This window comes from Campylobacter concisus UNSWCS, from assembly GCF_000466685.1.
Taxonomy (GTDB): Bacteria; Campylobacterota; Campylobacteria; order Campylobacterales; family Campylobacteraceae; genus Campylobacter_A; species Campylobacter_A concisus_A.
The window spans coordinates 19,251-31,090 of the sequence record NZ_ANNG01000037.1; the positions used below are offsets into that span (position 1 = coordinate 19,251).

Consider the following 11,840-nt stretch of genomic DNA (forward strand, 5'->3'; position numbering starts at 1 on the left):
ATCAAAATTTACCAAAGCCACTCTCACAACCCATCAAATTCTTTTTTTAGCTCCTCTCTTAGCTCTTCGGCTCTATCTTCGCCGTTTTTGAAATTTGCCTTTACAAAGCCATCGATCTCGTCTAAAATTTCAACAAGTTCGCTCTCCCAGTTTGCATTTTCTTGTTTTAAAAGCGCCTCTAGCTTATCTCTTGTCTGCTCGAGCTGATCCAATGCTTTGTCCTTGTCGCCAGCCTCATTTAGCGCATCTTCAAAGAGTATGTCTTGTCTTAAAGCATTTATCTTTTTTTGTATGACGTTGCAAAATTTAGGGTATTTCTCAGCGTTATTTAAATTTTGCAAAACCTCTTGCGCAGCTTTTTGATATGCAGGCACCGCTCCTTCATCGTCAAGTTTTTTGGTTAGTTTTTGTATCTGAAAATATAAAATAAGCGCTGCAAAAAACGCAAGCAGCAAATAGATCGTTACGCTATTCATTTTTACTCCTTTTTCTAAATTTATCTACGCTAATTATCGCAAGCGCCAGCCAGATCATACAAAATGAGATGACTTTGTAGCCATCTAAAATTTCGCCGTAAATAAAGACCGCGCAAAGGATCGCGATGGTTGGCGAGATGTATTGCAAGTAGCCAATCGTCGTTAAATTTATCCTTGTCGTAGCTGCGTTAAAAGCGACAAGTGGCACGATGGTTACGATGCTTGAAGCGATCATTAAAAGTGAGTCCTCGTTTAGTCCAAAGTGGCTTTGCGAGTGAAAAACCAGCCATAAAACGTAGCCAAGCGCAAATGGAAACATAAAAAATGTTTCGATAAAAAGCCCGTTAAATGCGCTAATCTTCGCCATCTTTCTAACCATCGCGTAAAATCCAAACGAAAGTGGCAAGATGATAGAGACAAGTGGCAGGCCACCTTTAGCGTAAATTTGCACGCAGACGGCTGCGATGACGATGCAAACGGCTATGGCGCTAGCTTTGCTCAGGCGCTCTTTAAAGATGATGACGCCAAGGAGCATGCTTATCAAGGGATTTATAAAATATCCCAAACTCGTGTCTAAAATTTTACCGCTACCCACCGCATAGACATAAACGCCCCAGTTTATGGTGATAAAAATACCACTTAAAAATAGAGCCTTTAGCGAGTGGATATCTTTAAGAAGCGCAAAAATTTCGCCCATTTTGCCATTAATGCAAAGCACTGCCGCCATCAAGAAAAATGACCAGATGATCCTGTGGGCTAAAATTTCATAAGCATCGACATCTTTGCTAAATAGGTTGAAATAAACCGCCAAAAATCCCCACATAAAAAAGGCGCTAAGCGCGAGAATAACGCCTTTTTGGCTCTCATTTAGTCTTGGTATTTTTGTCGCCTTTTATAGAATTTATACTATCTATCATCAAAAGCGTGACAGAGATGGCTAGGCAGATCATCAAAAAGTATGAGCTTTTCTCCAGTCTCTCGCCGATGGCAAATGAGACAAAAAGCATCATTATAGGCTCAAAATATGTAAGCAAACCAAGCACATTTATCGGTACGAGCGTGCTTGAGAGGATCTGGGCGATGAGGGCTATGCCGCTGATAGCACCAAGCAAGATGAGCAGATAGTAGATGTTTGGATTTTGGCTCATTACGTAGTCCATATCGGCTGTGAGCGCAAAATAAAATGAGAATAAAAACATAAAAATTATCTCGATAACAAAGCTTGAGAAATTTGCAAGGTTGTAGTACTTTCTAATGGTAAAATAGACTGGATAAAGGCAAAAAACTACAGCGCTCTCCCACGAGATGCCACCACTAATAACTGCTGTGCTAAAGACGCCAATGGCAGCGAAAAATATCGATGCTAACTTTGTTTTTGAGAGGTGCTCTTTGAAAAATATCCGTCCAAAAAGGACCATGACTATTGGCATGATGAGGTAGCCTATCGAGACTTTTAGCGCTGCGCCGTTACTTGGAGCCCAGAGATAGAGCCACATCTGAAATGAGACGATGAGCGAGGTAGCAAGCAAAACTAGTAAAATTTTAGGTTTTAGCTTTATTTTTAGAAGTAAAAATTTGAAATTTCGCTGCTGTTTTAACAAAAAAATGGCGGCGATGACAAAAGGCATGGCAAAGATCATGCGGTATCCAATAAGAGCTTGTGTGCTGATGGGGTTCATGAGCACTGACATGTAGTAAATGCAGTTAAATAAAACTGATGCCAAAAGCGAATAAAAAATGCCTTTTATCATGAAAAAAATCTTCTCTTTTTCTGGGTAAATTTAAAGTAGCGATTGTATGCAAAATATCTTTAATAACCCATTAATGGCTTTTATTTTTTAAGTTTTGCGTGATATAATCAGCGCTAAATTAAGGTAAAAGATAGGAAAATTTATGACTTGGAACAGAGATAGTTGGAGAGAATTTAACATCTTACAACAACCAACTTATCCAAATTTAAAAGAGCTAAAAGAGGCTGAAGAAAAACTAAAAGCACTTCCGCCTTTGGTATTTGCTGGTGAGGCTAGAAGTCTTAAAAATGAGCTTGCAAAAGTTTGCAATGGCGAGGCATTTTTGCTTCAAGGTGGCGACTGCGCTGAGAGCTTTACAAATTTTAACGCAAACAACATCAGAGATATGTTTAAGGTCTTACTTCAAATGGCGATAGTTTTAACCTTTGGCGGTGGCTGTCCAGTGGTCAAAGTAGGCCGCGTAGCAGGGCAGTTTGCAAAGCCTAGAAGTAGCGATTATGAAGAGGTAAATGGCGTTAAGTTGCCAAGCTATAGAGGTGACATCATAAATGGCTTTGAATTTGACGAAAAAGCTAGAGTTGCCGACCCAAAACGCATGATAGAGGCCTACTATCAAAGTGCTTCTACGATGAACCTATTAAGAGCCTTTTCAAGAGGAGGTTTGGCAGACCTTCATCAGGTGCATAAGTGGAATTTAGGCTTTGTTAAAAGGCCAGAGATCGGTGAGAAATACGCAAAACTAGCTGATGATCTAACAAAAACTCTATCTTTCATGGCAGCTTGTGGCATCACTTCAGCAAACACTCCAGCGATAAATCAAACAGCAGTCTATACATCTCACGAGGCGCTACTTTTGCCTTATGAAGAGGCGCTAACTAGGGTTGATAGCCTTAGTGGCGAGTGGTATGACTGCTCGGCTCACATGCTTTGGATAGGCGAGAGAACGCGCGGCATAAACGACGCTCATGTGCATTTTTTAAGTGGTGTGAAAAATCCTATCGGCGTTAAGATCGGACCAAGTGCAAAAGCTGAAGACGTCGTCGCGCTCGCAAATAAGCTAAATCCAGAAAATGAAGCTGGCAGACTAAATGTGATAATCAGAATGGGCGCTGATAAGATCGGCGAAAATTTACCTAAAATTTTAAGAGAGCTAAAGCGCGAGGGGCTAAATATCGTTTATAGCATCGATCCTATGCATGGCAATACCGTTAAAGCCTCAAACAACTACAAAACTCGTGAATTTAGTAAAATTTTAAGCGAGGTTAGAAGCTTTTTTGAAATTCACAAAGCTGAGGGCACAAGAGCAGGTGGCGTGCATCTTGAGATGACTGGCAAAGACGTGACAGAATGCACCGGCGGCGCGCTAAACATCACTGAAAGCTCGCTAAAAGAGAGATATGAGACGCAGTGCGATCCAAGACTAAATGCTGATCAGGCTTTAGAGCTTGCATTTTTGATGGCTGATCTAGTTAAAAAAGCTTAAAATTTATAAAATTTGGAGAAAAATATGGCAAATATTTATGATCTAATAGTAGTTGGCGGCGGACCTTGTGGCATAGCTAGCGTAGTAGAGGCTAAAAGAAATGGCTTAAGTAATGTTTTGCTTCTTGAAAAAGGCGACAACCACAGCCAAACGATCAGAAAATTTTATAAAGACAATAAACGCGTAGATAAAGAGTATAAAGGGCAAGATAGCACGATACATGGGCTAGTTTCGTTTGAAGATGGCACAAAAGAGAGCACGCTTGATTATTTTGACAAGCTACTTGACTCTGAGAATATCGAGGCGTTTTTTAACTCTGAGGTCGAAAGCGTAAAAAAAGAGGGCGAAATTTTTAAAGTAACTACCTCAAAAGCTGTCTATGAAGCCAAAAACGTGATGGTCTCGATCGGTAAAATGGGACGACCAAACAAACCTGACTATAAGATACCGCCATCACTAAATTCAGTTGTCAATTTTAACCTTGATAACTGTACAAACGGTGAAAAAGTACTAGTTGTGGGCGGTGGCAACTCTGCAGTTGAGTATGCTATCGAGCTTTGTCAGTATAACAAAACTACGATCGCTTACAGAAAAGATAAATTTAGCCGTGTAAATGAGACAAATTTAAGCGCTCTTTGGGAGCTTGAGAAGCACAATAAAATAAAAGTAAGGCTAAATCACGATATAACCGAGATCGATAATGAATCAGGCAAGGTAAGAGTGCATTATGAAAATGGCAAAATCCGTGTCTATGACAGGGTTGTTTATGCGATCGGTGGCTCAAGTCCGGTTGATTTTTTACAAAAATGCCAGATAAAAACTGATGAGAAAGGCACCCCGATAGTTGATAGCAATTACCAAAGTAGCGTGCCAGGACTATACGTGGGAGGCGACATCGTTTTAAAAAATGGTGGCTCGATAGTAGTCGGACTAAATCACGCTCATAGCGTCATCAAAGATATCTTAAAAGGCAAGGCACAAGCTTGATAAATAAAATCGCACTAGCTATTGTTTGTCTGATAGCTGGCTTTTCTCTCTCATTCTTGAAATTTCAAAAAGAGGACGAGGCGCCAAAAGATACTAATCAAACGATTTACTCTATAAATTTTGATGATCTCCCCGAAGAAGAGAAGCAAAGATATGTAAGCAAAGACGATCTTTACGAGTATGGCGGCTACATCACGCCAAAGAGCTACATGCAAAATTTTGTTGATGATAAGGATCTAAATTTATCAAACAATGTAAATGAGCTTCAAGAGCAAGTGCGCGAGCTAAGCAAAAAAAATGAAATTTTAGCCGCTGATAATGTCGATATGAGCGAGAAAAATTTAGACTTTATAAGCAAAATTTCAGAGATGAAAAGAAATATCGAAAATGAAAAAAACGAGATAGTAGAAAAAAATCAAAAGGCTCTTGGTGAGCTTGAGGCGCAACACTTTGAAAATATCCAAGCTTTGACAAAGCGCCTAAATGAAGCGCAAGCTGATATGATAGAGAGCTCAAAGGCCTATGAGAAAAAGATAATAGACCTTGAAAATGCGATAAATGACGCTAGAAATGGCGATGAGAGCAAACTTAAAGATGCCAAGGCCAGCTTTAATAAATTTAAAGAGAGTTTTGAGGCTAACTACACTGCTTTAAAAGAGCAAAATGCCGAGTTAAACGCAACTTTGGCGCAAAAAGAGGCGTTGATAAAAGAGTATGAAAAGGCTCAAGGCGAAAAAGATAGAGGCGAGAAAAAAGAAATTTTGCTTTTAAAAGAGGAGATCGAGCGAGTTAAAAACGACGCTAATACTCAAAAATTTAGCTACGAAAAAGAGATAAATGCGCTAAATGATGGCTTTGAGACGCAAAAGAGCGTTATGGAGGATGAGCTTTCTAAAAAGGCAAATAAGATAATTGACCTGCAGGAGGCTCTTGAATCAAACAAGACCGCACTAAAAGATAGAATTTACGAGCTTGAAGAGATCAAAAAAAACCTAAACTCAAAAGATCTAATGGCGCAAAGCTATAATGGCAAAAATTTAGAGCTAAATGCCTCGCTTGCGGCACTTCATAAAAGCTTTGATGATCTAAAGCAAAAGAGTTTAAAAAGCGAGCAAGAGAACAAGCTTGCAAATGAAAATATAGGCTCACTTAAAAAAGAGCTTGAGAGGGCAAATGCTCTAAATAAAAAGCTTGAAAAGCAAAATTTAGACGCAAACTCAACTCTGAATGAGCTAAGTAAAAAGCTAAGTTTGAGCGAAGAGAGCTTTAAGAAGAGCCAAGAAGAGCTAAAAGCGCTTGATACAAAGACAACTAAATTTCTAAAAACGCTATTTGATCAAAACCAAACTATCTCTTTGCAGTCACAAAAACTTGGCTCAAACGAGGGCGAGCTAAAGAATTTGAGCTCAAAGCTTGATCTAAAAGAAGCAAAGATAAAAGAGCTTGAAGAAAATGTCACAAAGACAAGCCAGATGCTCCTCTCTAAGCAAAACGAGCTAGAAACGCAAAAAAGAACGCTAAAGATCGACATGCAAAACTATGAAATTTTGCGCCAGCAGATAAATATGCTACAAAAAAAGATAGTTGATACCTCAACCTTTTTAACCGACAATAACAAAAGTGGCGGCAAAAATTTACTAAGCTTGCAAAATGAACTAGAAAATGCAAAGCAAAAGCTAAACGAGAGCAACAAGACGATCGAGCGGCTAAATTCAAAGATAAGTGAGCTAAGCTCGAGCGGTCATAAAGGCGGAGCCGTAAATGCCCAGATCATCGAGCTTCAAAAAGATATCGAGCAAAATTTAAACAGACAAGACGAGCTTGAAAATGAAAATGTAAATTTAAAAAATATCTTGCAAGCTACGACAAAGCCAGAGACCCCAACAAAGCTTGTCCTCATCTCTAGCATCGAGTGCGACGATATGGACTCAAAGGACAAGGTGAGCATAATGTGCAAAAACAGAGTGAGCGAGTTTTTGCAGAGATTTAACTCAAACTACATGTATGAGATCATCCCGATCGTGGATAAGAAAAATTTTGTCATCCCGTCAAATGTCGCTCAAAATATCAAAAAAGATGACCTCGGCAAGCTAAATAACTACGTAAATTACGGCGTTGGCAAAGAGCGTGCAAAGGCTGCGGCCGAGCTTATAAAAGAGGAATTCGGCGACTTTGCAAGGATTAGCTTTAGCTCTGAAGTGATCGTAAAAGATGTGACGCGCGGCTTTATCATCAAGGTTTATAGATGATCTTAGCCCAGCTTGAAAATGGCTATCGCTACAACAGCGATACGCTCGTTCTTTATGATTTTATTTGCGCGAGCTTTGTCGAAATTTCTGGTAGAGTTTTGGACGTTGGAGCAGGGTGCGGGATACTTGGACTTTTGCTTAAGCGCGACTTTAAAAAGATAGATCTAAGCATGCTTGATCTTTTGGAGCTAAATAGCGAAATTTCAAGCTTTAACGCAAAGAGTAACTGCCTAGAGGCTAGAGCTATAACGGCTGATTTTGCAAATTTTAAAGATAGTGAGAAATTTGATCTAATCATCTCAAATCCGCCTTTTTATCATGACGGTGTTACAAAAAGCCAAAATGAGCACATAAAAGTTAGCAGATACGCAAGCTCGCTAAATTTAAAGGATTTTATAAGAGGCATAAGCGTAAATTTAAAGCCACATAAAAGGGCGTTTTTTTGCTATGCGCCAGATGATCTTAGCGAGATAGCGGCATGCTTAAAAGAGTATAAGCTAAATTTGGTGAACTTAAAATTTGTCCATACTAAAAAGGATAAGCCAGCAAATTTGGCTTTATTTGAAGTGCGAAACAACTCAAACTCAAAGCTAAAAATCCTGCCGCCTCTTGTAATGAGCGAGGATGGCTCGCACACGAAAGAGGCAAGCGAGATCTTTAAAAAAGCAGATACAAACAGCGTCTCTTACAAGGAGATAGCGTGAGGGCTGATGGTTTTAGCTATGAGTTTGATCCTAGCTTTTGCGAAAGTTGCGGGGGCAAATGCTGCACTGGCGAGAGCGGCTACATCTGGATAGATGAGGGTGAAATTTTAAAATTTTGTGCCGCTTTTGGTATGTCAAAAGATGAGTTTGAGAGCAAATTTCTAATAAAAGTGGGCGTAAGGCGAAGCATCAAAGAAAAGCCTTATGATGACGGTTTTGCTTGCATATTTTTTGATGAGAAAAATAAAAACTGCTCGGTTTATGAGCTAAGACCTAAGCAGTGCAGGACATTTCCGTTTTGGGATTATTTTAAAAAAAATTTAAAGGAGCTAAGAGCAGAATGCATTGGCGTAAAATTTTAATAATTTTTATAAGCGTATTTTTTAGCACGCATCTGCTTGCAGATGACAACAAAAGTGTAAATTTACGCCTAATGCAAGCTCTCATCTCGCAAGATAGTGGCGATGTAAATGCTAGCATCCAGACCTATCTTGGACTTTTTAAAGAGACAAATCAAAAGACCTATCTAAAAGAGGCGATCAAGCTAGCCTTTGCTACAAAAAATGAAAATTTAGATAGCCTTATGAGTGATGGCGAGAAGAGCTTAAAAGACGATAGCGATTTTATCAGGATCAAGGTTGCAAATTTAGTCAATCTCTCTAAGCTAAACGAGGCAAAAGAGCTTATGCAAGAGCTTGCTACAAAAGAGCCAAACGCTCAAAATTTGCTCATGCTTGGCACCATTTGTATGATGCAAAATGACATGGTAACGGCGCTAAAATACTTTGAGGAGGCATACTCGCTAAAGCCTGAAGAGGAGAATTTACTCCGCATCGTTGATATACTTTTAAACCGCATGGATAATGTAAATGATGCGACAAAATACCTCGAGAAATTCCGCGAGGAGCAGGGCTGCACTCAAAAGACATGTGAGCTTTTGGCTGAAATTTACTCTCAGCAAAGAAATTTCCCAAAGGTGATCGAACTTTTTGAAGAGATCTACGACATCACTCACGATACCTCTTATCTTGACAAGATTGTGCAGTATTTTGTCTATGCTAAAAATTATAAAGCGGCTATTGAAATTTTGAAAAAATATGGCTACAACGACGCCACGCTGATGGACCTTTACGCTGCGACTGGAAATTTTGGCGATGCATATGTTTTGGCGGTTAAAATTTATAATGACAGCAGGGATCTAAATTTCTTAGCAAAGGCGGCCATCTACGAGTATGAGATGAACAAAGATAACCTAGATGAGAAAAAGATCGCTGATATCTTAGATAAATTTGAAGCAAGCGTGCCAAAGCTTAATAACGATATGTTTTTTAACTACTACGGCTACTTGCTCATTGACCACGAGATAGACCCTAGAAAGGGCGTAGAGATGGTGCAAAAAGCCCTTGAGATCTCGCCTGACTCACCTTACTACGAGGACTCGCTAGCGTGGGGGTACTTCAAGCTTGGCGAGTGCAAAAAGGCAAAGGGCATAATGATGCACGCGATGAAAGATGTTGATTTTAGGACTTCAAAAGAGGCAAAAGAGCACTTGCATCTAATCGAGCGCTGCATAATAAATTTAAACAAAAGGCTTAAAAAATGATACTTGATGAGATCATAAAAAAGACAAAAGAGGATCTAAAAAAGCGAAAAGCTGACTATCCGCAGGAGTGGCTAGGTCGCTCGCTCGCATACAACCCATACGTGCCAAGAGACGTTTTGGGCGCACTTAGATCAAGTAAAGATGAGCCTATAAAGATAATAGCCGAGATAAAAAAGGCAAGTCCAAGCAAAGGCGTGATAAGAGAGGACTTTGAGCCGATCAAGATCGCTCAGGAGTACGAGCAGTATGCAAATGCTTTTAGTATCCTAACAGAGCCTCACTGGTTTAAGGGTGATATAGAGTATATCACGCAGGTTCGCCGCTACGCCTCAAGGCCGATCCTTAGAAAAGACTTTATCGTTGATAAATATCAAATTTTAGAAGCGCTTGTTTATGGAGCGGACTTCATCCTGCTCATCGCCAAAGCGCTAACTCAAGGTGAGCTAAAAGAGCTACTTGAGTACGCGCACCACTTGGGGCTTGAGGTCTTAGTGGAGACCCATGACGCGAGCGATGTGAAAAAGGCGGTCTTTGCAGGAGCAAATATAATAGGGATAAATCATAGAAATTTAGATGATTTTACGATGGATATGAGCCTTTGCGAGAAGCTCGTGCCGCTTTTGCCAAATGGCAAGATAATAGTTGCTGAAAGCGGACTTTACGAGCATGAGCAGCTTTGTGAGCTAAACAAGATCGGAGTTGATGCCTTCTTGATAGGAGAGCATTTCATAAGGCAAGATGATATAAAAAATGCCGTTAAAAAGATAAAGGAGGGCGAGTGATGCAGCACCTTTGTGCCCCTTGGAGAAGCGAGTATTTCAGCGCAAAAAAAGATAGTTGCGTCTTTTGCGAGGTCATAAATTCAAAAGAGGACGACGAGAAAAATGGCGTGCTTTTTCGTGCTAAGCACTGCTTTGGGATCATGAATTTATACCCGTATTCGCCAGGTCACTTTATGATCATACCAAACCACCACACCGACAAGATCGAGGAGCTTGACGAGCAGACGTGGTTTGAGATGAGTAAATTTGTAAGGCTTGGGGTTGAAATTTTAAAGCGCGAGCTTCACGCTCAGGGCGTAAATATCGGTATGAATTTAGGCAAAGCAGCAGGCGCTGGTATAGCTGAGCACGTGCATTATCACCTTGTGCCAAGGTGGAGTGGGGATACAAATTTCATCACAACGATCGCCGATGTCAGGGTAAATGGCACGCCGTTTCATCCACTTTATCAAAAGCTAAAAAAGGCTTTTAGTGGCGTTATTTGAGCTTGATATCGAGCAGTGGCTTGAAAAAAGAGGCGAGTTTGAAGTCCTGATAGACGCTAGATCGCCACACGAATATGCCTACTCACATATAAAAGATGCTCTAAATTTATACGCACTTGATGACGCTGAGCACAAAGAGGTTGGTACGATCTACAAAAGTGACAGGGCCCTAGCCAAGAGCCTTGGCGCAAAATATATCTGCAAAAATTTACAAAGTATCATCGATGAGGTCTATAAAAGGGCTAAGGTTGGCTCAGCAGTTGGGATCTACTGCGCAAAGGGCGGACTTAGATCAAGCTCGGTTGCCTATGTGCTAAGCATGATCGGATATAGAATTTACAGACTAAATGGTGGCTACAAGGCTTATAGAAATCATGTTTTGGAGTTTTTAGAGCGCCCTTTAAGCACGAAATTTATCACTCTTTTTGGCAACACTGGTTGCTTTAAAAGTAAGCTTATAAGGGCACTCTCGCCTTCAATCGACCTTGAAGCGATGGCAAATCACTTAGGCTCAGTCTTTGGCGCGATAAATGGCGCACAGCCTAGTCAAAAAAGCTTTGAGGATGCGCTCTTTGAAAAGTTCATCACGCTAAAAGATCAAATTTGCTTCATCGAGGGCGAGAGTAGAAGGATAGGCTCGCTAACACTTCCAAAAAGCCTTTATGAGGCGATGCGTTGCGGTATCTGTGTCGAGGTTAGTGCGAGCTTGGAAAATAGAATTTCTTGCATAACAAGCGACTATAAAAGCGTGGATAAAGCCTTTTTTGATGAGTGCATAAAGAAAATTTCGCCCTTTATCGATAAAGAGGCCAGAGATGAGGCTGTGGCTAAATTTAACGAAAATGATATCGCCAAAGTGGCTGAAATTTTACTCACAAAATACTACGACAAGGTCTATAAGAAAAATGAAAATATAGATGTTTTCGTAAGCTCTGACGACTTTGAAGAGGCTATTAAAAAGCTAAATTTGATAAGAACTGAGGCGAAATTTTAAATCCTTTTGGTGCTTTGTTTGGGGTAAATTTCATCTCTAAATTTAGCCTTTTTATAGTTAGCTGAAATTTACTTTTATGCTTAAAAAGATCATCTTTGCGCTTAAAAATGCTTAGCTTAAGACTATTTTTATACTTTGGCATAAATTTTTTGCTAATTTTGTAAAAATTTCTAGTTAAATTTATCTGTTTATCTTGATTGGCTTGGTTGGCTTGGTTGGCTTGATTGGCTTGATTGGCTTGATTGGCTGGTTGGCTGGTTGGCTGGTTGGCTGGTTGGCTGGTTGGCTGGTTGGCTGGTTGGCTGGTTGGCTGGTTGGCTGGTTGG

13 protein-coding genes are annotated in these 11,840 nt (G+C 40.1%); 9 read left to right on the forward strand and 4 right to left on the reverse strand.

Annotated elements, in window-relative coordinates:
• Nucleotides 1-23: 23 nt before the first annotated feature.
• Genes UNSWCS_RS07875 through rarD (UNSWCS_RS07885) form a run of 3 tightly spaced genes read right to left on the reverse strand, consistent with a single transcriptional unit; the run spans nucleotide 24 to nucleotide 2,227 of the window.
• On the reverse strand, nucleotides 24-476 hold the full coding sequence (locus UNSWCS_RS07875; protein ID WP_021088062.1) for a hypothetical protein: 453 nt from the start codon (nucleotides 474-476) through the stop codon (nucleotides 24-26).
• Nucleotides 469-1,356 (reverse strand): EamA family transporter RarD, encoded by an 888-nt coding sequence (gene rarD, locus UNSWCS_RS07880; protein WP_035143747.1) that lies wholly within the window; start codon nucleotides 1,354-1,356, stop codon nucleotides 469-471. Before rarD (UNSWCS_RS07880) ends, UNSWCS_RS07875 begins: the two co-directional genes overlap by 8 nt.
• Nucleotides 1,340-2,227, reverse strand: a complete 888-nt coding sequence (rarD, locus tag UNSWCS_RS07885) for an EamA family transporter RarD (RefSeq protein ID WP_009293763.1) — start codon at nucleotides 2,225-2,227, stop codon at nucleotides 1,340-1,342. Before rarD (UNSWCS_RS07885) ends, rarD (UNSWCS_RS07880) begins: the two co-directional genes overlap by 17 nt.
• Nucleotides 2,228-2,369: 142 nt before the next feature.
• On the opposite strand from rarD (UNSWCS_RS07885), the gene UNSWCS_RS07890 reads away from it, so the two are divergent.
• Genes UNSWCS_RS07890 through mnmH form a run of 9 tightly spaced genes read left to right on the forward strand, consistent with a single transcriptional unit; the run spans nucleotide 2,370 to nucleotide 11,514 of the window.
• Nucleotides 2,370-3,710 (forward strand): class II 3-deoxy-7-phosphoheptulonate synthase, encoded by a 1,341-nt coding sequence (locus UNSWCS_RS07890; protein ID WP_021088086.1) that lies wholly within the window; start codon nucleotides 2,370-2,372, stop codon nucleotides 3,708-3,710.
• Nucleotides 3,711-3,734: 24 nt separating this feature from the next.
• On the forward strand, nucleotides 3,735-4,697 hold the full coding sequence (locus UNSWCS_RS07895; protein WP_002942343.1) for an NAD(P)/FAD-dependent oxidoreductase: 963 nt from the start codon (nucleotides 3,735-3,737) through the stop codon (nucleotides 4,695-4,697).
• Nucleotides 4,694-6,946 carry a hypothetical protein gene (locus UNSWCS_RS07900; RefSeq protein ID WP_021088065.1) on the forward strand — a complete coding sequence of 751 codons (2,253 nt, stop codon included), beginning with the start codon at nucleotides 4,694-4,696 and terminating at the stop codon, nucleotides 6,944-6,946. The genes UNSWCS_RS07895 and UNSWCS_RS07900 overlap by 4 nt, the downstream gene beginning before the upstream one ends.
• The gene (locus UNSWCS_RS07905; protein ID WP_021088064.1) at nucleotides 6,943-7,650 is read left to right on the forward strand and encodes a tRNA1(Val) (adenine(37)-N6)-methyltransferase; all 708 of its coding nucleotides are present in this window, start codon (nucleotides 6,943-6,945) and stop codon (nucleotides 7,648-7,650) included. The genes UNSWCS_RS07900 and UNSWCS_RS07905 overlap by 4 nt, the downstream gene beginning before the upstream one ends.
• The gene (locus UNSWCS_RS07910) at nucleotides 7,647-8,012 is read left to right on the forward strand and encodes a YkgJ family cysteine cluster protein (protein WP_021088063.1); all 366 of its coding nucleotides are present in this window, start codon (nucleotides 7,647-7,649) and stop codon (nucleotides 8,010-8,012) included. The genes UNSWCS_RS07905 and UNSWCS_RS07910 overlap by 4 nt, the downstream gene beginning before the upstream one ends.
• Nucleotides 7,991-9,253: a tetratricopeptide repeat protein gene (locus tag UNSWCS_RS07915; RefSeq protein ID WP_021088083.1), complete on the forward strand. Its 1,263-nt coding sequence runs from the start codon at nucleotides 7,991-7,993 to the stop codon at nucleotides 9,251-9,253. Before UNSWCS_RS07910 ends, UNSWCS_RS07915 begins: the two co-directional genes overlap by 22 nt.
• Nucleotides 9,250-10,035, forward strand: coding sequence for an indole-3-glycerol phosphate synthase TrpC (trpC, locus tag UNSWCS_RS07920; RefSeq protein WP_021088076.1), 786 nt, complete (start codon nucleotides 9,250-9,252; stop codon nucleotides 10,033-10,035). The genes UNSWCS_RS07915 and trpC overlap by 4 nt, the downstream gene beginning before the upstream one ends.
• Entirely contained in the window at nucleotides 10,035-10,520 is a 486-nt protein-coding gene (locus tag UNSWCS_RS07925) for an HIT family protein (RefSeq protein WP_002942290.1), read from the forward strand. Before trpC ends, UNSWCS_RS07925 begins: the two co-directional genes overlap by 1 nt.
• Complete coding sequence (mnmH, locus tag UNSWCS_RS07930; RefSeq protein WP_021088067.1) at nucleotides 10,507-11,514, forward strand: tRNA 2-selenouridine(34) synthase MnmH; 1,008 nt, start codon at nucleotides 10,507-10,509, stop codon at nucleotides 11,512-11,514. The genes UNSWCS_RS07925 and mnmH overlap by 14 nt, the downstream gene beginning before the upstream one ends.
• Here mnmH and UNSWCS_RS11865 read toward each other — a convergent pair.
• Nucleotides 11,474-11,840 (reverse strand): PT domain-containing protein (locus UNSWCS_RS11865; protein WP_035143748.1); only part of this gene is annotated, 367 nt, incomplete at its 5' end. The two genes, mnmH and UNSWCS_RS11865, sit on opposite strands and share 41 nt — an antisense overlap.